The sequence below is a fragment of the Mycobacterium sp. E740 genome (assembly GCF_001672895.1).
GTDB lineage: Bacteria > Actinomycetota > Actinomycetes > Mycobacteriales > Mycobacteriaceae > Mycobacterium.
In genome coordinates this window covers 1-19,284 of record NZ_LZKP01000160.1, presented here as the reverse complement: position 1 = coordinate 19,284, position 19,284 = coordinate 1, and the positions used below count along the sequence as shown (strand labels likewise).

Here is a 19,284-nt window from a genome sequence, read left to right as displayed (position 1 = left end):
CCCGAGCCTGGTGCACACGGTGCAAACGTTCGCCGGCCACGAGAAGGCGATCCTCGACCACGTCACCAACGCTCGCGCGGCCGTGACGTCGGCGACGGCCGGAAAATCGGTGGCGCAGCGCAGTGCAGCGGAGAAGGACCTCGACACCGCCCTGGTCCCGTTGCTCGCGCTCGGACAGGATTATCCGCAGCTGAACTCGTCGAACAACTTCCTGAACCTGCAGGAGAACCTCGCCGATACCGAGAACAAGCTGGCGTTCGCGCGCCAGTACTACAACGACTCGGTCGCCACGCTGAACCGGTTGGTCACGACGATCCCGTGGATGTTCGTCGCACCGATGACCGGTGTCTCCGAGCGGGAGTACTACCAGACGCCGCGCTGAGCGCGGACACGTCGCCCGGACGCCGTCTCTACACTGGCGCGGTGCGCATCGTCTTCGCCGGCACCCCGGAGCCCGCCCTGCCGTCACTGCTCGACGACTGTGATGCGGTGTAGGCACCGATCGACGACGACAGCGCCGACTCGAAGCTGTCGAAGTTCGCGCCACCCGAGCCGGTGACGAAACCCACGCCGGTAGGTGATGAGGAGTTGTACCAATCGGGTTGCGGCGCAGGTGCTCCCGTGGTGGTCTCGTATTTCTTGGCCCACAGAGCGGCCGCTCCTGCGGCGACTGCGAACGGCACGTACGCCGAGTACAGGTCCTTGCGCGCGCCGAAGTCGAATCGCGCCTCCGCGGAGTCCGTGGTCAGCAGCCGGTGGAAACCGCCTGCGCGCGACCACAGTTCGCGTCCGGTCTCAGTTCGCCGGGTGCCCACACCGGCTGTCCACGACCCGATCGACAGCAGGAAGAACGCCGCGAACGGAAGCGCCCACATGGTCGTCGGGAAGATCCACCGGAAAATCGCGAACAGCGTGCAGAGGAACGCGATCACATTCGCTGTGCGGACCCACAACTCTTTCTTCCGCTTGACGAGCAGCTTGTTGTCGAAAGCCCACGCCTCGACCGCCTTGGCCATGTCGGTCTTGGCGTTGTTGAGCTTCTGGCCCGACTTGACGGTCTTCTTCGCCTCGAATTCGCCGCCCGGGTTCATCACCTTGAGCACCGAGCCGACGGTCACGCTGACCGGGTCCACGTCGAGCCAGGCGCTGCGCTCGGCGACACCCCGGACACGCCAATTCTCGTCGCTCATCTGCCGCAGCTCCACCAACCTGCGTTCGGCGAGATAGAACAGCGTCGCGGTCAGTCCGTTCTTGGGCACCGCTTCGGTGCGGATGTACTCCGTCTGGACGGGGCCGAGTCCCGGTGGCGGTGCGTACTGCAGCGGAAATCCCGGCGACGGTTCCACGGTGGTGCGGTACCACAGCAGCGCGCCGAGTCCGGCCACCACGGTCAGCGCCGCGACCCACAACACCCCGGTCAGCGACTGGCCCAGCACCCGATCCCATCTGTAGCCCCACGGCAATTCGGCGCGCGCGGGCGTGGGCACTTCGACACTCGCGCGCACGGTGACAGGCGTTCGGGCGGCGAGGTGCTGGGCGGAGAACTGCACGGTTTTCCCGTTGACGACCAGGTTTTGGCACGGTGCGCCGACACCGTAACCGACCGAGCACTGGACACCCGGCACGTTGCCGGGCAGCGTGATCGAAATCTCGGCTCGCTGTATCCGGTTGTTCCAGGCGGGAGCGATGACGTTCCAATAGAAGACCGAACCCGAGGCGGCTGGTTCGCCGTTGGTAGAGGCGAATTCCCGGCCCGCACCGGTCGATTCGGGATCGAGGACGCCGCCGACCGAGTATCTGATCTCGAACACGTGCCGGCCGTAGCTCAGGTACTCGTCCGGGTCGCCGATCTTCGCCACCCGGAACCGGTGGCCGTCCTCCCACAGCATCTGGTAGTCGACCCGTCCGCCGTCGAGCAGGATCGAGTCGATCGTCGGCGGCTGTCGCACCTGAGGGCTGTTGGGGTTGGTCACATCCCAGTAGCGGAACAGTCCGTGCCTGTCGCCGGGGAAGTTCGTGGTGATGGTCTCCACCGCGTCGAGCCGGCCGTTCTCGTCGACGACGAAGTCCGCCTTGTAGTCCGTGATGACGACGGGGTCGTCGGCCGGCGACGCCTGCGAGCCGCCACCGCTGAAAACGACCGGCCACAACACCCCGAATGCCAGCAGCACCAACGCGATCGACCACGCGAAGAATCGGCGCATGCGGACCTCCTGTCCCGCCCGTCGACGGGTGTCCGGTTCACCCTATGTGCAGCGGGTCGATCTGTACGCGAACCGGCTCCTGATCGTGGCGCGCGCTCAGCACCGCCGTCGCGCGCCGAAGCGCCGACGACAGTGCGAGCCCGGCGTCCCGGGGAACCCGGACGAGCATCCGGATCACCGTGGTGTCGGCGGGTGTTCCGGGCGGCCTGCGGGCGCCGACCGGCAGGTCGACCGGTCCCAACCGCTCCGCGCCGTCAGGGAGTTCCGCGGTGTCCAACATCGCGTGTACGGCTTCGGGCGCACCGTCGACGGCGGCCATGTGCGACGCCGGCGGCAGACCGACCTCGGTCCGGGAGTTCAACTCCGCATCGGCGTGACCGACCGGATCCCAGCGAATCAGCGCCTGCACAGTCGGTATGGCGGACTCGGCGACTACGGCGACCAGCCCGCCGTCGGCCCGACTGCGCACCAGCGCGGCGGCGGCCATCCAGCGGCGCAGTGTGTCCTCGGCTGCGCGGAGGTCTTGGCGGCCGAGCAGCGCCCAGCTGTCCAGCAGCAGGGCTGCGCCGTACCCGCCGGCAGCGACCGGTTCAGCGCCGGGCGTGGCGACGACGACCGCCGGATGGTGCGCTACCTCGCCGACCATCGCATCGCCGCCGGAGGTGACGACCGTCGTGCCCGGGAAGGCCCGACCGAGTTCCTCGGCGGTGCGCCGCGCACCCACGACCACCGCCCGCACCGCGTCCGAACCGCATCGGACGCAGCGCAACGCGGGATGCGCCCGACCACACCACCGGCACACCGCACCCGCGGCGTCGCGGTCGGGCAGCGACAGCGGGCCGGTGCAGTGCCTGCAGCGTGCGACCGTCCGGCAGCGCGCACACGCCAACGCGGGCACGTATCCGCGGCGCGGAACCTGAACCAGCACCGGCGCACCGGATTCCAACGCCTTGCGTGCCGCCTGCAGCGCCATCGACGGGAGCCGAGCCGACCGGGCGGCCGGGTCGCGTTCCTGCTCGAAACCGCTGTCGTCGAGGGCGATCACGCGCGGGGACGCCGCGCGCACCACCGGTCGAAGTGCGACCAGATCGTGCGCCCAGCCGCTGCGGACGAGCGCCTGCGCCTCGGCGGTCCTGGCGAATCCGCCGATCACTGCGGCGCAGCGCAGTTGGTGCGCGCGCAACATCGCCACCTCGCGAGCATGCGGATACGGCGTACGCGGCTCGGCGAGCGTGTCGTCGCCGTCGTCCCACACCATCACCAGGCCGAGTTCGGCGACGGGCGCGAACACCGCGCTGCGGGATCCGATCACGAGCCGGGCCTCGTCGCGCAGCACCGACAACCAGCGTCGGTAGCGTTGCGCCGGCCCCAGACCGGCCGACAGCGCCACGACGCGAGCCTCGTCGACGAGCCGAACGGCGGCGGCATGCACCGCGTCGATGTCGCGCTGGTCCGGGACGATCAGCAGCACGCCTCGTCCGGAGTTCACCGAGACGGCCGCGGCTTCGGCCAGGCGGTCCGGCCAGCGTTCACCGGGCAGCGCCTGCCAGACGGCACGGGCGGCGCGGCCTTCGGCCAGCGCGCCGAGGAACTGCTCGCCGCGGGCGTATGCCGACCAGGCGGCGGTGTCCACCGGGCTTGCAGTGAACGGCGCCGACTCCGGTGGCTGCTGCTTCTCCACCCGGGCGTGACGCGGCGGGATCGCCAGGCGCAGCACGTCGGCGCGGGTGCCCGCGTAGCGCGCCGCGACTGCGTCGGCGAGCCTGCGGACCTCCGGCGTCAACACCGGCTCGGCGGAGACCACCCGGTCCAGCCAGCCCAGCTTGCCGACATGGTCTGTGTCAGAACGTCTTTCGAGTATGAACGCGTCGACCAGCCGGCCGTGGAACCGCACCCGCACCCGGACTCCGGGCTGGGCGTCGTCGGACTGCTCGGCCGACACCAGGTAGTCGAATTCACGGTCCAGGTGCGGCACCGTCAGCATCGGCAACACCCGAGCAATCGGCTCGTGCTCGGCCGGTTGGCGGGTGGGCGTCACCGTTGCGCGGCGCGCCCGAAGAACAAGCCCGCCGTGATCAACAGCAACGACGTCGCATACGCCCACCAGATCGGGACCGCCAACGCCTCTGTGCCCAGGACGAACTTGCCGATGCCGATCATCGCGTCCGACACCGCGAAGCACACCGCACCGAGTGCCGTCCACGGCGTCGGGAGTTGGGCCAGCAATGCGACGCACACCATCGCGCCGAGCACGGCGATGTAGAGCGTGACCGGGACGGTCATCCCCTCGGCGGCCAGTCGCGGCCAGAACCACACCAGCAGTGCGAGGCACGCCGCCACCGTGATCGTCACAGCCACCACCCGCGGCGTCGTCGGCGCCACCAGCGGCCACAGCGCCGCCAGAAAACACAGGTGCGCCACCAGGAAGGCCCCGAGCCCCAGGACGAACGACGGTTCCCACCACGGCAGCGCCAACAGGAAGTCACCCGCCGCCGAGAACAGCAGCGCGCCCACCAGCCAGCGCCGCTCCCGGGCGATCGGATGGGTGAGCGCGGCCACCGCGAGCAGCACCGCCGCGGCCGCCTTGACCGCGGGCTGCAGCGCGAACTGGCCGGTCAACTCGGCGCCCGCGGGTAGCCGCACGGCGGTCACGATCAGGAACACTCCGTAACAGGCCGCGACGGCCGCCGCCGCCACCCACAGCAGCCTGGTTCGCCGGTGAACGTACGGTGTCCCCATGTCAGCCGACGACCCGGCCAACCAGGAACCCGTAGACGCCATTCTGCTGAAGGTACTGGAGAAGGTTCCGTTTCAGTTGACAACCGACGGCGGCGTGCAGGCTGCGCGGCAGCGGTTCAATGCGCTGCCGCGCGTCGAGACGAACCCCGAGGTGCTGGCTCAGGACGGTTCGGTCGAGGGTCCCGGCGGCCCGATCCCGGTGCGGGTCTACCGACCGCCGTCCCACAGCGACACGCCGCCACCGGTGGTGCTGTTCTTTCATGGCGGCGGTTGGTCGGTCGGCGATCTGGACAGCTACGACAGCACCGCGCGCAGGCACGCAGCGGTCGCCGAGGCGGTGGTGATCTCGGTCGACTACCGGCTCGCGCCCGAACACCCGTACCCCGCCGCCGTCGACGACGTGTGGGCGGTGACCCAGTGGGTGGGCGAGCACGCCGACGAGTTGGGAGTCGACGCCGATCGTCTCGCGGTCGCTGGTGACTCGGCGGGCGGCAACCTCGCCGCCGTGGTGTCGCAACTGGCGCGCGACGCCGGCGGTCCGACGATCCGGTATCAGCTGTTGTGGTATCCGGCGACGACGTGGGACGTGTCGTTGCCGTCGTTCAAGGAGAACGCCGACGCGCAGATCCTCAATTATGCTGCGGTGACCGGCTTTTCGCGATGGTATGTCGGCGACATGGACCTGTCTGACATGCCCGCGACGCTGGCGCCGGCGCGCGCGAAAGACCTCACCGGCCTGCCGCCCGCCTACATCGCCGTCGCGGGCCACGATCCGCTGCGCGACGACGGCGCCCGGTATGCCGAGCTGCTCGCCGCCGCAGGCGTTCCCGTCGAACTGCACAACGCCGAGACACTCGTCCACGGATACCTCGGCTACGCCGGCGTCGTGCCCGCCGCCACCGAAGCCACCGAGCGCGGACTGCGCGCGCTGCGCACCGCGCTGTGGGACGGTTGAACGAGTCCACCGGACCGCGGGTGACCGGAGTAACGTGAGCGGAGCGTTCGACGTCCGGGAGGCCTTGTGACAACGCCCGATCACGACACCATCATCGTCGGCGCCGGCTTCTCCGGTATCGGCGCCGCGATCAGCCTCGACAGGGCCGGACTCGGCGATTACTTGATAATCGAGGCCGGTGACGGCCCCGGCGGCACCTGGTACTGGAACACCTATCCCGGTATTGCCGTTGACATTCCGTCGTTCTCCTACCAGTTCTCGTTCGAGCAGAGCGCCGACTGGACACGTACCTACGCGCCGGGCGGCGAACTGCGGGCCTACGCCGAGCACTGCGTCGACAAGTACGGGCTGCGGCCCAAGATCCGGTTCGGCACGAAGGTGCTTGGGGCGGTGTTCGACGACGGCGAGAGCATGTGGCGCGTCGAACTGGACTCCGGTGAAACGGTCACGGCGCGGTTCCTGATCAACGCATGCGGCGTGTTGATCACGCCCAACCTTCCCGACATCGACGGGGTGGACTCGTTCGCCGGGGTCACGATGCACACCGCGCGGTGGGACCACCAACAGGATCTGACCGGTAAGCGGGTCGCCGTTATCGGGACCGGCGCCTCGGCGGTACAGGTCATCCCCGAGATTGCCCCAGTCGTCGAGCGGCTCAGCGTGTTTCAGCGGACTCCGATCTGGTGCTTCCCCAAGGCCGACGTGCCGTTGTCGCCGACTGTCCGGCGAATGATGCGGCTGCCCGGCGGTCAGGCGGTGCAGCGACTGCTCAGTCAGGCCTACGTCGAGTTGACCTTCACGCTGCCCGCGCAGTACTTCACGCTCAATCCGATGGCGAAGAACATGACGAAGGTCGGCGAAGCGTATCTGCGCAAGCAGGTCGACGATCCCGACGTACGCGACAAGCTCACGCCGCGGTACGCCGTCGGCTGTAAGCGGCCCGGTTTCCACAACACCTATCTGTCCACCTACAACCGCGACAACGTCGAGTTGGTGACGGAGCCGATCGACAAGATCACCGGGTCCGGCGTGGCGACCGCCGACGGCGAGACCCGCGACGTCGACGTGCTCATCCTGGCGACCGGCTTCAAGGTGATGGACACCGACGACATGCCCACCTACCCGGTCACCGGGTCGGGCGGCCGCTCGTGGAGCGAACACTGGCAGGAGAACCGCCTGCAGGCCTACGAGGGGATCAGCGTGCCGGGTTTCCCCAACTTCTTCACGGTGTTCGGCCCGTACGGCTACGTCGGATCGTCGTATTTCGCGCTGATCGAGACACAGACGCACCACATCGTGCGCTGCCTCAAGCACGCCCGACGCAAGCAGGCCCGCCGCGTCGAGGTCACCCAGGACGCCAACGACCGCTACTTCGCCGAGATGATGCGCAAGCGGCACCGCCAGATCTTCTGGCAGGAGAGCTGCCAGCAGGCCAACAGCTACTACTTCGACAAGAACGGCGACGCGCCACTGCGCCCGGCCACCACGATCGAGACGATCTGGCGCAGCCGTCGCTTCCCGCTGAGCGACTACGCGTTCAGTTCCTAAGCCCCCCCGCGCCGAGGCCGACGAAATGGCTGGTTTTGGTCGCTGACGGCGACCATTTCGTCGGTTTCGGGGATGGCCGCGCAGATCTAGACGGCGGCCTTCAGCTCGTCGACCTTGTCGAGCTGCTCCCAGGGAAGCTCGACGTCGGTGCGGCCGAAGTGGCCGTACGCCGCGGTCTGGGCGTAGATCGGCCGCAGCAGGTCGAGATCGCGGACGATCGCGCCGGGACGCAGGTCGAACACCGAGGTGATCGCCTTCTCGATGCGGGCCGGGTCGACGGTCTCGCTGCCGAAGGTCTCGACGAACAGTCCGACCGGGGCCGCCTTGCCGATCGCGTAGGCGACCTGCACCTCGACGCGCTCAGCCAGACCCGCTGCGACGACGTTCTTGGCCACCCAGCGCATCGCGTACGCCGCTGACCGGTCGACCTTGGACGGATCCTTGCCCGAGAACGCGCCGCCGCCGTGACGGGCCCAGCCGCCGTAGGTGTCGACGATGATCTTGCGGCCCGTCAGACCCGCGTCGCCCATCGGGCCGCCGAGCACGAACTTGCCGGTCGGGTTGACCAGCAGCCGGAAGTCGGACGTGTCCATGGTGTCGTGGTTCAGGTCAGCCAGCACGGTGTTGACGACCTTCTCGCGGATGTCCGGCGTGAGCGTCTTCTCCAGGTCGATGCCCGCGGCGTGCTGCGTCGAGAGCACCACGGTGTCGAGGCGCACCGGCGTGGTGCCGTCGTACTGCACAGTCACCTGCGTCTTGCCGTCGGGCCGCAGGTAGTCGAGCACACCGCTCTTGCGGACCTCGGTCAGCCTGCGCGACAACCGGTGCGCGAGCGCGATCGGCAGCGGCATCAACTCCGGGGTGTCCCTGATCGCGTAGCCGAACATCAGCCCCTGGTCGCCGGCGCCCTGCAGGTCCAGCGGGTCGCCGGCGCCCTCGACGCGGGTCTCGTGCGCGGTGTCCACACCCTGGGCGATGTCGGGCGACTGGCGCCCGATGCCGATGTTGACGCCGCAGGTCTCGCCGTCGAAGCCCTTCTCCGAAGAGTCGTAGCCGATCTCGAGAATCCGGTCACGCACGGTGTTCGCGATGTCGGCGAATGCCTCCTTGGCGGCCGTCGTCACCTCACCGACGACGTGCACCTGCCCGGTGGTCACCAGCGTCTCCACCGCGACGCGTGACTTGGGATCGCCCGCGAGCAACGCGTCGAGCACCGAATCGCTGATGGCGTCGCAGATCTTGTCGGGGTGACCCTCGGTTACCGACTCACTGGTGAACAGCCGAGCTTGCGTCACGGTGTGATCCTCCAAAACTTAGTTCATCAAATTATAGGCGTGCCCTGTTGCACATAAGCGTGTGCGCCGGTCGCGCGCAAGCTTTACACGCAGCCGAATACGTGATTCGCGCTACCCGCTCCCGCTCTGCAGGAAGGCCACGATCGCATCCACGATACGGCTGGCCATCAGCGTCTTCGAGCCGTGCTCCAGCGCCGATTCCGTACCGTCGGCCGCGAGCAGCCAGCCGTCATTGTTGTCGACTTCGAACGCACGATTCTCGCCCACGGCGTTGACCACGAGCAAATCACAGCCCTTGCGCTGCAGCTTCGCCCGGGCGTGGTGGAGTACGTCGCCGTTCGCGTCGCCGGTCTCGGCGGCGAACCCCACGATCGCCCGCATGTTGGGCAGCTGGCCGTCGCCGCGTGCCCGCACAGCGCCCGCCAGCACGTCCTCGGTCCGGGTCAACTCGATGACCGGGGCCGGCGCGGCCGGATCGGCGGCTTTCTTGATCTTGCTGGTCTGCGTCTGGGTGGGCCGGAAGTCGGCGACCGCCGCGGCCATCACCAGAACGTGGGCGTCCGGTGCGTGCTTGGAGACGGCGTCCTTGAGCTGGGCCGCCGAACCGATGTGGACGACGTCGACCCCGGCCGGGTCGATCAGCCCCGTCGTGTTGCCTGCGATCAGCGTGACGTCGGCACCCCGCTGGGCCATCACCCGCGCCATCGCGTAGCCCTGCTTACCCGAGCTGCGGTTGCCGATGAAGCGCACCGGGTCGATCGGCTCACGGGTGCCGCCCGCCGACACCAGTACCTTGACGCCGGCCAGGTCGTAGGGCAGCGCGTCCGGCCTGGTCAGCAGGAGCTGCGCCAGGGTGGTGATCTCCTCGGCCTCGGGCAACCGGCCCGCGCCACTGTCGGATCCGGTGAGCCGGCCCGACGCCGGTTCGAGCACGACGGCGCCGCGGCGACGCAGCGTGGCGACGTTGTCGACCGTCGCCGGGTGCAGCCACATCTCGGTGTGCATCGCAGGGGCGAACAGCACCGGACATCGAGCGGTCAGCAGCGTGGCGGTCAGCAGGTCGTCCGCCCGGCCCGCGACGGCGCGCGCCAGAAGGTCGGCGGTCGCGGGTGCGACGACGACGAGGTCGGCCTCCTGGCCGAAGCGCACGTGCGGGACCTCATGAACGTCGTCCCAGACGCCCGTGTGGACGGGGTGACCCGACAGGGCCTCGAAGGTGGCGGCCCCGACGAACCGCAGCGCGGACTCGGTGGGGACGACGCGGACGCTGTGGCCCGCCTCGGTGAGCTGCCTGACCACGGTGGCCGCCTTGTAGGCGGCGATACCACCGGCGACGCCGACGATGATCCGCTTGGGCTCCATGGGCGGCCGCTCCCCTACGAGTTGCTACTCGCCTTCGGTGTGCTCGAGCAGGTCTGAGTGGATCTCGCGCATCGCGATCGACAGCGGCTTCTCCTGCAGGCCCGGCTCGACCAGCGGACCGACGTACTCGAGGATGCCGTCGCCGAGTTGGTTGTAGTAGTCGTTGATCTGTCGCGCGCGCTTGGCGGCATAGATCACCAGCGCATACTTGCTCGACGCCCGGTCCAGCAACTCGTCGATGGGCGGGTTGGTGATGCCCAACGGCGTGTCATAGGCGCCCGCCGTGTCGATGTCGTCCACGGCGGCCAGATGCGCGTCGGCGTGCGGGGTGCTCACGTAGAAAATCTCCTGGAGTTCAGATTGCTTTGGGCCGGTCCGCGCGTGTCGAGCGCCTCAACTAAGTCCGGTTCACCAGCAAGGATACCAATTCGGCGCAGGCAGACTCCAATTGACTGTTCACGACGACCGTGTCGAAGTCCCCCTGAGCGGCCAGCTCGGCGCGTGCGGTGGCCAGGCGGCGCTCCATCGCCTCGGCGGTCTCGGTGCCGCGACCGGTCAGCCGGCTCTCGAGTTCTTCCCAGCTGGGCGGGGCGAGGAAGACGGTGCGGACCTCGGGCATCGCCTTCTTGACCGCCCGCGCCCCGGCGAGGTCGACCTCGATGAGAACGGGCCTACCGGCGGCGATGGCGTCGCGGACGGGTCGAGCAGGCGTTCCGGAGCGATGCAGGCCGCCGTGGATCTCCGCCCATTCGAGCAGAGCCCCGGTGGCGATCAGCTCACTGAACTCCTCGGCGGTGACAAACGAGTAATCGACACCGTCGACCTCCCCCGGGCGCGGGGCCCTGGTGGTCACGGACACGCTGAAGTGCAGGTCGGGAATGCGTTCGCGCAGACAGCGAACGACGGTCGACTTCCCGACGGCGGAGGGGCCGGACAGCACGACTACCCGGCCGGCCCCCCGGCCGGCGCTCAAACTTTCGCGCCTAGGACTGGTCGAACTTTTCCAGCAGCGCCTTGCGCTGACGATCGCCGAGGCCACGCAAGCGGCGGGTCGGGGCGATCTCGAGTTCGGTCATGATCTCCTGCGCCTTGACCTTGCCGACCTTGGGCAACGCCTCCAGAAGCGCGGAAACCTTCATCTTGCCCAAGACCTCGTCGGTCTCGGCGTCCTTGAGCACCTGCTTGAGGTTGGTGCCACCGCGCTTGAGCCGATCCTTCAGCTCAGCACGTGCTCGACGTGCGGCGGCAGCCTTCTCCAACGCGGCCGCGCGCTGTTCGTCGGTCAACTGGGGAAGGGCCACGGGTTCCTCCGTCTCATCACCATCAATTTTCTCTGCCTGGGCTGATAGGAAAAAATCCAGAACAGCCAGCGACGACGACCGTACCCACGCAGGCTGACTAAAGCGAACGCCACCCCCGGGTTGGCGCGTCAAAAGCCCAGCTTGTCAGGCGATCACCAGGGGCACCGGCGACGCACCCAACGCCGCCCGACCCGGCGGGGTGCCGGTTGGGGCGGACGGAACTGCCTGCATATCAAGGCATTTCGGGAGGCATCTGTGCGCTGTCCGTCCGCTCAGCCTGTGACCCGGGCCACACAGCGGGCTGGCAGGGCCTTGAAAAAAGAAAAATTTCCGCTGGTCAATCGCCTTGGGCGTGTCGCGGAGAGGCGAATCGGCATGCGTTGTGACCGCTGTTACAGGTGTTTCGCACGTGGCTGGCGAGACGTACTCAGGCCAGGTATGCGACGGCGTCGCGCATCGTCTCGGCCGCCGACCGCAGCGCAGAGACGTCCGGTCCCGCGCTCAGCACCTCGCGTGACACGGCGGGCAGCAGCTGGCCCGGTTTGGCGCCCCCGAAGCCCGCCAGGGCATCCGGCCGCCCGCCCTGAGCCCCCACGCCGGGAGCCAGCACCGGGCCGCCGAGCGCGCTGACGTCGGGCGGGTCGGCGAGCGTGGCACCGACGACCACCCCGATCGGGCCGAGGCCGGCGGACAGGGTCCGGTTCACAGCCGCAGCGGCATCGACGATCGACTGCGCGACGGTCCGGCCACCGGCGACGGCGCGCTGCACGGAGGCGCCCTCGGGGTTCGACGTGGCGGCGAGCACAAACAGCCCGCGGTCGTTGGCCACGGCGGCGTCGATCAACGGCCGCAGGGAGCCGAAGCCCAGATACGGCGACGCGGTCACCGCGTCAGCCGCCAACGGCGAATCACCCGCCCATGCGGCGGCGTAGGCGGCCATCGTCGAGCCGATGTCGCCGCGCTTGGCGTCGGCGAGTACGAGAACTCCCTCGTCGCGCAGGGCGGTAATGGTGTGTTCCAGCACCGAGAAGCCCGCGGCGCCGTGCATCTCGAAGAACGCGACCTGCGGCTTGACGATCGCGAAGCCGGCGAACGCCGACACGCAGACGTCGCAGAAGCGGCGCAGGCCGTCCGCGTCGACGGAAAGCCCCCACGCCCGCATCAACTCCGGGTGCGGGTCGATGCCCAGACACAGCGGTCCACGCCGGGCCACCGCATCGGCCAGCCGCGGACCGAAGCCGGTCACTGCCCGAGCACGCTGTGCAGTTCCTGCAGCGACATGACGCCGATGTCGCCGCGGATCCTTGCCTCGATGCCCTGCACCGCGGCCGAAGCGCCCTGCACGGTCGTCACGCACGGGATGCTGTTGGCCACCGCCGCCGACCGGATCTCGTATCCGTCGATACGCGGCCCGGAATTGCCGTACGGCGTGTTGATCACCATGTCGACCTCGCCGGCTTTGATGAGGTCGACTGCTGATGCCGCCGGCCTGTCCTCGCGAGGCTCCTCGAAGTGCTTGCGGACCGTTTCGCACGGAATTCCGTTGCGCCGCAGCATCTCCGCGGTGCCCTCCGTGGCCAGGACCCGGAATCCCAGATCGGCCAGCCGCTTGACGGGAAACACCAGCGAGCGCTTGTCGCGGTTGGCCACCGACACGAACACCGTGCCGTCGGCGGGCAGCGATCCGTAGGCGGCGGTCTGGCTCTTGGCGAACGCGCTACCGAAGTCGTGGTCGATGCCCATCACCTCGCCCGTCGATTTCATCTCCGGACCGAGCAGCGAGTCGATCTGGGTTCCATCGTGTTTGCGGAACCGGTTGAAGGGCAGCACCGCTTCCTTGACTGCCACCGGCGTGTTGAGCGCGTTCACCGAGAAGGAAGCGCCGTCGCCGGTGCGCACCAGCAGTCCTTCCTCGCGCAGCTGAGCGATCGTGGCGCCCAGCATGATTCGCGCACAGGCCTTGGCCAGTGGCACCGCTGTCGCTTTCGACACGAACGGAACCGTGCGGCTGGCGCGCGGATTGGCCTCCAGCACGTAGAGCACGTCGTCTTTGAGCGCGTACTGCACGTTGAGCAGGCCGACGACGCCGATGCCGTGGGCGATCGCCTCTGTGGCGCGCCGCACCGCGTCGATGTCGCTGCGGCCCAGCGTCACCGGCGGCAATGCGCACGCCGAGTCACCGGAGTGGATACCGGCCTCTTCGATGTGCTCCATGACGCCGCCGATGTAGACCTCGGTGCCGTCACACAACGCGTCGACGTCGATCTCGATGGCGTCCTCGAGGAAGCGGTCGACCAGCACCGGGTGCTCGGGAGAGAGCTCGGTGGCCCTGGTGATGTAGCCCTCCAGGGTTTCTTCGTCGTAGACGATCTCCATGCCGCGACCGCCGAGCACGTACGACGGCCGCACCAGCACCGGGTATCCGATGTCGGCCGCCACGCGCCGCGCCTGCTCGAAGCTGGTCGCCAGCCCGAACCGCGGCGCGGGCAGGCCGGCGTTGGCCAACACGTCGCCGAACGCCCCGCGGTCCTCGGCGAGGTCGATCGCCCTGGGGCTGGTCCCGACGATCGGCACACCGGCCTCCTGGAGCCGCTCGGCCAGCCCGAGCGGCGTCTGCCCGCCGAGTTGCACGATGACCCCGATGACGCCGGGACCGCCTGCGCCGGAGACAGATTCGGCGTGGTAGACCTCGAGTACGTCCTCGAATGTGAGCGGCTCGAAGTAGAGCCGGTCCGCGGTGTCGTAGTCGGTGGACACGGTCTCGGGGTTGCAGTTGACCATGACCGTCTCGAAGCCGGCCTGGCTCAGCGTCGTCGCGGCGTGCACGCAGCTGTAGTCGAACTCGATGCCCTGCCCGATGCGGTTGGGGCCCGACCCCAGAATCAGCACCTTGGGCTTTTCGGTCTGGGGGGCCACCTCGGTCTCGGCCGCGGGATCCAGTTCGTAGCTGCTGTAGTGGTACGGGGTCTTCGCCTCGAACTCCGCCGCGCAGGTGTCCACCGTCTTGAAGACGGGGTGGATGCCGAGCCGCTGGCGCAGCGCCCGCACCCCGCGTTCGCCGGCGAGTTCCGGTCGCAGCGCGGCGATCTGGCGGTCCGACAACCCGTGGTACTTGGCGCGGCGCAGCAGACCCGCGTCGAGCACCGGCGCCTCCACGATCTCCGCGCGCAATGCGACCAGCCCGGCGATCTGGTCGACGAACCAGGGATCCACACCGGAGGCCTTCGACACCTGCTCGACGCTGCCGCCCTTGCGCAGCGCCAGTTCCAGGTCGTACAACCGGCCGTCCGACGGCTTCTCGAGCCTGCTCAGCAGCTCGTCGACCGTGATGGTCTCCTCGTCGGGGTCGGGTTTGGTCCAGAACCCGGCGCGGCCGGCCTCCAGCGAGCGCATCACCTTGCCGAGCGCTTCGATGAAGTTGCGGCCCAACGACATCGCCTCGCCGACGGACTTCATCGTGGTGGTCAGTGTGCCGTCGGCGCCGGGGAACTTCTCGAACGCGAAGCGGGGCGCCTTGACGACGACGTAGTCCAGCGTCGGCTCGAAGCAGGCAGGCGTCTCCTTGGTGATGTCGTTGACGATCTCGTCGAGCGTGTAACCGATGGCCAGCTTGGCCGCGATCTTGGCGATCGGGAAACCGGTGGCCTTGGAGGCCAACGCACTCGAGCGCGACACCCGCGGATTCATCTCGATCACGATCAGGCGCCCGTCGGCGGGGTTGACCGCGAACTGGATGTTGCAGCCACCGGTGTCGACGCCCACCTCGCGCAGGATCGCGATGCCCAGATCGCGCATCGTCTGGTACTCGCGGTCGGTGAGCGTCATCGCCGGCGCGACCGTCACGGAGTCACCGGTGTGCACGCCCATCGGGTCGAAGTTCTCGATCGAGCACACGACGACGACGTTGTCGCGGCCGTCGCGCATCAACTCGAGTTCGTATTCCTTCCAGCCGAAGATCGACTCCTCGATGAGCACGTTCGCGCTCGGCGACGCGGCGAGCCCGTCGCCGGCCATCCGCTCGACGTCCTCTGCGGAGTACGCCATCCCCGAGCCGAGACCACCCATCGTGAACGACGGCCGCACCACCACCGGAAGACCGAGGTCCTCGACGGTTTCGCGGACCTCGTCCATCGTGAAACAGACTCGCGAGCGGGCAGATTCGCCGCCGACCTTGGTGACGATGTCCTTGAACCGCTGCCGGTCCTCGCCGCGTTGAATGGCTTCGAAGTCCGCACCGATCAGCTCGAGGTCGTACTTCTCCAGCACGCCGTTCTCCGACAGCGCCACCGCGGTGTTGAGTGCCGTCTGGCCGCCCAGCGTCGCCAGCAGCCCGTCGATCTTGTTGCCGCGCTCGGCCTGCTGGGCGATGACCCGTTCGACGAATGCGGGTGTGATCGGTTCGACGTAGGTGTGGTCGGCGTATTCCGGGTCGGTCATGATCGTCGCCGGGTTGGAGTTGATCAGGCTGACCTGCAGTCCTTCGGCGCGCAGCACGCGGCACGCCTGGGTGCCGGAGTAGTCGAACTCGGCGGCCTGTCCGATCACGATCGGTCCGGAGCCGATCACCAGAACGTGGTTGAGGTCGGTGCGCTTAGGCATCGGCTGCCTCCCATCTACGGCGCAATTCAGGCACCCTTCTCTTCTGCCATCAGGTCGACGAACTGGTCGAAGAGGTAGTTCGCGTCGTGCGGTCCGGCGGCGGCCTCGGGGTGGTACTGCACCGAAAAGGCCAGTCCGCTCACGAGTTTGATGCCTTCGACCACTCCGTCGTTGGCGCAGGTGTGGCTGACGACCGCCTCGCCGAACGGGGTGTCGAAACGCTCCCCCGCCTCACCCTCCAACGCGAACCCATGGTTCTGCGCGGTGATCGCGACGGTGCCGGTCTGATGGTCGATCACCGGGACGTTGATTCCGCGGTGCCCGAACACCATCTTGTAGGTCGAACGCCCGAGCGCGCGGCCGAGGATCTGGTTGCCGAAGCAGATGCCGAACAGGGGAATTCCCGCGCCGAGCACTTCCTGTGTGACGGCCACTACGTGGTCGGCGGTCGCCGGGTCGCCGGGCCCGTTGGACAGGAACACGCCGTCGGGTTTCAGGTCGGCGATCTGTTCGAAGGTCGCCGACGACGGCAGCACGTGGCTGCGTATTCCGCGCAGCGCGAAGTTGCGCGGCGTGTTCGTCTTGATGCCGAGGTCGATCGCGGCGACGGTGAACCGTTGCGGGCCTTGCGGTTCCACCACGTAGGTGGCGTCGGTGCTGACCTCGCCGGCCAGGTTCGCGCCGAGCATGGTGGGCTGTTCACGGACCCGGTTGAGCAGCTCGTCCGCGTCTGCCAGCGCCGCACCGGAGAACACGCCGGCCTTCATGGAGCCGCGGCTGCGCAGATGACGCACCACCGCGCGGGTGTCGATTCCGGCGATCCCGACGATGCCCTGGCGTTCGAGTTCCTCGTCCAGCGTGCCGGTCGCCCGCCAGTTCGACGCGCGCGGCGACGGGTCGCGCACCGCGTAGCCGGCCACCCAGATCCTGTCACCCCGGCTCTCGGCGTCCTCATGGTTCCATCCGGTGTTGCCGATCTGCGGCGCGGTGGCGATCACGATCTGCCCGTGGTAGCTCGGGTCGGTGAGAGTCTCCTGGTAACCGGACATCCCGGTGGAGAACACCGCCTCGCCGAGTGTCTGCCCGACGGCGCCGTACGTCGTACCGGTGAACACCCGGCCGTCTTCCAGCACCAGCAGGGCCTTCTGCTCTTCGGTCACACTGCCTCCTGTTGCACCCAGTGCGAGTACTCACGACGGTCGTTGGCGCGGAACCCGGTATCGATCTCTGTGCCCGACGGCAATCGCCACCGGATCGCGAGGATGCCCTCGTGCGTCATCGCCTTCCCGGCCAGGCCCCGCTCCGTGCGGATCGCGGTGATCGACTCGTCGGGAATCCAGATCGGGATGGCGCCGCTACGTTGCAACATGATCCCCTCGGGATAGCGGGTCAGCACCGCCTTGGAGCGAAAGCCCAAGTCGCCGACGGCGATACGGTCGTTCCAGCGTGGCGACAGCGTGCTGCCGACGTACAGGCCCTTCGTCGGAGCCACGATCGCCGGACCCACGGTGTCCGGGAGCGCGGGCAACGTGCCGACGAGCTCGGCCTGGCGTTCAGCTCGTCGGCGCCACCCGCGCATCATCGCCTGGATCAGCACCGCGATGACGATGGCGACGATGGCGGCCATGACCAGTGAGCCGATCAGCGTGCCGGTGTTCATGCCGGGCTCTTCCCATCGCGCGCAGTCACTTTGCCGCGCAACAGGGTCAGAGTGACCGTCGCGGGCAGCTCGAGCGTCTCGTAGGGGGTGTTGGCCGACCGGCTGGCCAGCGCGGAACCCTCGACCGTCCAGGTCGCCTCGGGGTCGACGACGGTCAGGTTGGCGGGCTCACCGATCTCCAGCGGCCTGCCGTGGTCGGGCAGCCCGACGATCTCGGCGGGCCTCTCGCTCATCACCCGCGCGACGTCGCGCCACGTCAGCAGACCGGGCCGCACCATCGTCTCGGCCACCACCGACAACGCGGTCTGCAGTCCGAGCATGCCGGGGCGCGCGGCGGAGAACTCACAGCACTTCTCGTGCTCGGCGTGCGGGGCGTGATCGGTGGCCACACAGTCGATGATCCCGTCCGCCAGCGCCTGGCGCAGCGCGCTGGCATCGGAGGCCTCGCGCAGCGGCGGGTTCACCCGGTAGCGGCCGTCGTAGGTGGCCAGGCGCTCGTCGTCGAGCAGGAGGTGGTGCGGCGTCACCTCGGCTGAAATCGAGATGCCCTGCGCCTTGGCCCATCGCACGATCTCGACCGTGCCGGCCGTTGAGGCGTGGCAGATGTGCACGCGCGCACCGGCGTCGCGGGCCAGCAGCGCATCGCGCGCGACGATCGACTCCTCGGCGGCGCGCGGCCACCCCGCCAGGCCGAGCCGGGCCGCGTTGGGCCCTTCGTGAGCCACCGCTCCGACGGTCAGCCGCGGCTCTTCGGCGTGCTGGGCGACGAGCACGCCGAGACCGGTGGCGTATTCGAGCGCGCGGCGCATGATCAGCGGGTCGTGCACACAGACGCCGTCGTCGGAGAACATCCGCACCTGTGCGGCACCTGCGGCCATCATGCCCATCTCGGTGAGCTGGGTGCCGCCGAGCCCGACGGTGACCGCGCCGACGGGGTGCACGTCGACCAGCCCGACCTGCTGGCCGCGCTGCCATACGTGGTCGGTGACCACCGGGCTGTCGGCGACCGGGTTGGTGTTGGCCATCGCGAACACCGCGGTGTATCCGCCCAATGCCGCTGCGGCCGAACCTGTTTCGATGTCCTCGGCGTATTCGCGGCCCGGCTCGCGCAGATGGGTGTGCAGGTCGACGAAACCCGGCAGCAGGATCTGGCCCGTAGCGTCGACGACGTCCGCATCGTCGGGAATGTCCAGCCCGGCGCCGATGTCGGCGATCTGCCCGGCGTCGACAAACACGTCGACGGGGTCGCCTTCGCCGTAGCGCCGCACCCCACGGATCAGTACGGAGCTCATGCGCTGATCGCCCCTTCCTCGGCTCCGACCAGCAGGTGGAACAGCACCGCCATGCGGATGTGCACGCCGTTGGAAACCTGTTGCAGCACTGCCGATTGCGACGAGTCGGCAACGGAGAACGCGATCTCCATGCCGCGGACCATCGGGCCCGGGTGCAGCACGACCGCATGAACGGCGGGTTCTTCCCGTCGGCCAGGGAGTACTCGGTGTTCTATGGCCTGTCCGAGAAACGCCAGGCGATGCTGCCTGGCAATGCGGTCGTGCTGCACCCGGGCCCGATGGTCCGCGGCATGGAGATCGCGTTCTCCGTTGCCGACTCGTCGCAATCG

The 19,284-nt window shown here is 68.6% G+C and carries 17 protein-coding genes and 1 pseudogene; 4 read left to right on the top strand and 14 right to left on the bottom strand.

The features are described from left to right. Positions 1-382: LemA family protein (locus tag A5663_RS15320; protein ID WP_068150638.1), on the top strand; the 382-nt coding region annotated here is incomplete at its 5' end. A gap of 28 nt (positions 383-410) precedes the next feature. On the opposite strand, the gene A5663_RS15315 is transcribed toward A5663_RS15320, so the two are convergent. The 3 genes from A5663_RS15315 to A5663_RS15305 are packed head-to-tail and all read right to left on the bottom strand — an operon-like array spanning position 411 to position 4,943. Further along, positions 411-2,204 (bottom strand): DUF2207 domain-containing protein, encoded by a 1,794-nt coding sequence (locus A5663_RS15315; protein ID WP_068150632.1) that lies wholly within the window; start codon positions 2,202-2,204, stop codon positions 411-413. A gap of 37 nt (positions 2,205-2,241) precedes the next feature. Then, a complete protein-coding gene (locus tag A5663_RS15310) occupies positions 2,242-4,242 on the bottom strand; it encodes a primosomal protein N' (protein WP_068150629.1) in 2,001 nt (666 codons plus the stop codon). Next, positions 4,239-4,943: a lysoplasmalogenase gene (locus A5663_RS15305; RefSeq protein ID WP_068150627.1), complete on the bottom strand. Its 705-nt coding sequence runs from the start codon at positions 4,941-4,943 to the stop codon at positions 4,239-4,241. Before A5663_RS15305 ends, A5663_RS15310 begins: the two co-directional genes overlap by 4 nt. Between A5663_RS15305 and A5663_RS15300 the strand changes: the two genes are divergently transcribed. Then, complete coding sequence (locus A5663_RS15300) at positions 4,942-5,898, top strand: alpha/beta hydrolase (RefSeq protein ID WP_068150624.1); 957 nt, start codon at positions 4,942-4,944, stop codon at positions 5,896-5,898. The two genes, A5663_RS15305 and A5663_RS15300, sit on opposite strands and share 2 nt — an antisense overlap. A 66-nt stretch (positions 5,899-5,964) precedes the next feature. Beyond that, entirely contained in the window at positions 5,965-7,446 is a 1,482-nt protein-coding gene (locus A5663_RS15295) for an NAD(P)/FAD-dependent oxidoreductase (protein WP_068150621.1), read from the top strand. Between the two features lie 86 nt (positions 7,447-7,532). Here the strand turns inward: A5663_RS15295 and metK are convergent, their stop codons facing one another. The 11 genes from metK to A5663_RS22680 form a co-directional block, all read right to left on the bottom strand. Beyond that, positions 7,533-8,741, bottom strand: a complete 1,209-nt coding sequence (metK, locus tag A5663_RS15290) for a methionine adenosyltransferase (RefSeq protein ID WP_068150635.1) — start codon at positions 8,739-8,741, stop codon at positions 7,533-7,535. Positions 8,742-8,852: 111 nt separating this feature from the next. Next, the gene (coaBC, locus tag A5663_RS15285; RefSeq protein ID WP_068150619.1) at positions 8,853-10,103 is read right to left on the bottom strand and encodes a bifunctional phosphopantothenoylcysteine decarboxylase/phosphopantothenate--cysteine ligase CoaBC; all 1,251 of its coding nucleotides are present in this window, start codon (positions 10,101-10,103) and stop codon (positions 8,853-8,855) included. 24 nt (positions 10,104-10,127) lie between these two features. Further along, on the bottom strand, positions 10,128-10,439 hold the full coding sequence (gene rpoZ / locus A5663_RS15280) for a DNA-directed RNA polymerase subunit omega (RefSeq protein ID WP_068150616.1): 312 nt from the start codon (positions 10,437-10,439) through the stop codon (positions 10,128-10,130). A 61-nt stretch (positions 10,440-10,500) separates the two neighbouring features. Further along, positions 10,501-11,076, bottom strand: coding sequence for a guanylate kinase (gene gmk / locus A5663_RS15275; protein WP_068150613.1), 576 nt, complete (start codon positions 11,074-11,076; stop codon positions 10,501-10,503). Positions 11,077-11,086: 10 nt separating this feature from the next. After that, positions 11,087-11,404, bottom strand: a complete 318-nt coding sequence (gene mihF / locus A5663_RS15270) for an integration host factor, actinobacterial type (RefSeq protein WP_003889986.1) — start codon at positions 11,402-11,404, stop codon at positions 11,087-11,089. A gap of 427 nt (positions 11,405-11,831) precedes the next feature. Next, positions 11,832-12,650, bottom strand: coding sequence for an orotidine-5'-phosphate decarboxylase (gene pyrF / locus A5663_RS15265; protein ID WP_068150611.1), 819 nt, complete (start codon positions 12,648-12,650; stop codon positions 11,832-11,834). Continuing rightward, positions 12,647-16,003, bottom strand: a complete 3,357-nt coding sequence (gene carB / locus A5663_RS15260; RefSeq protein ID WP_068150609.1) for a carbamoyl-phosphate synthase large subunit — start codon at positions 16,001-16,003, stop codon at positions 12,647-12,649. Before carB ends, pyrF begins: the two co-directional genes overlap by 4 nt. A 26-nt stretch (positions 16,004-16,029) precedes the next feature. Further along, positions 16,030-17,163: a glutamine-hydrolyzing carbamoyl-phosphate synthase small subunit gene (carA, locus tag A5663_RS15255; protein ID WP_197503415.1), complete on the bottom strand. Its 1,134-nt coding sequence runs from the start codon at positions 17,161-17,163 to the stop codon at positions 16,030-16,032. Further along, entirely contained in the window at positions 17,160-17,663 is a 504-nt protein-coding gene (locus A5663_RS15250; RefSeq protein ID WP_068150601.1) for a transporter, read from the bottom strand. The genes carA and A5663_RS15250 overlap by 4 nt, the downstream gene beginning before the upstream one ends. After that, complete coding sequence (locus A5663_RS15245; protein ID WP_068150597.1) at positions 17,660-18,955, bottom strand: dihydroorotase; 1,296 nt, start codon at positions 18,953-18,955, stop codon at positions 17,660-17,662. Before A5663_RS15245 ends, A5663_RS15250 begins: the two co-directional genes overlap by 4 nt. Beyond that, entirely contained in the window at positions 18,952-19,086 is a 135-nt protein-coding gene (locus tag A5663_RS22680; protein WP_369816640.1) for a hypothetical protein, read from the bottom strand. Before A5663_RS22680 ends, A5663_RS15245 begins: the two co-directional genes overlap by 4 nt. Here A5663_RS22680 and A5663_RS15240 point away from each other — a divergent pair. Then, positions 19,072-19,284, top strand: a pseudogene (locus A5663_RS15240) (aspartate carbamoyltransferase); the annotation flags it as partial. The gene A5663_RS22680 and the pseudogene A5663_RS15240 overlap by 15 nt on opposite strands.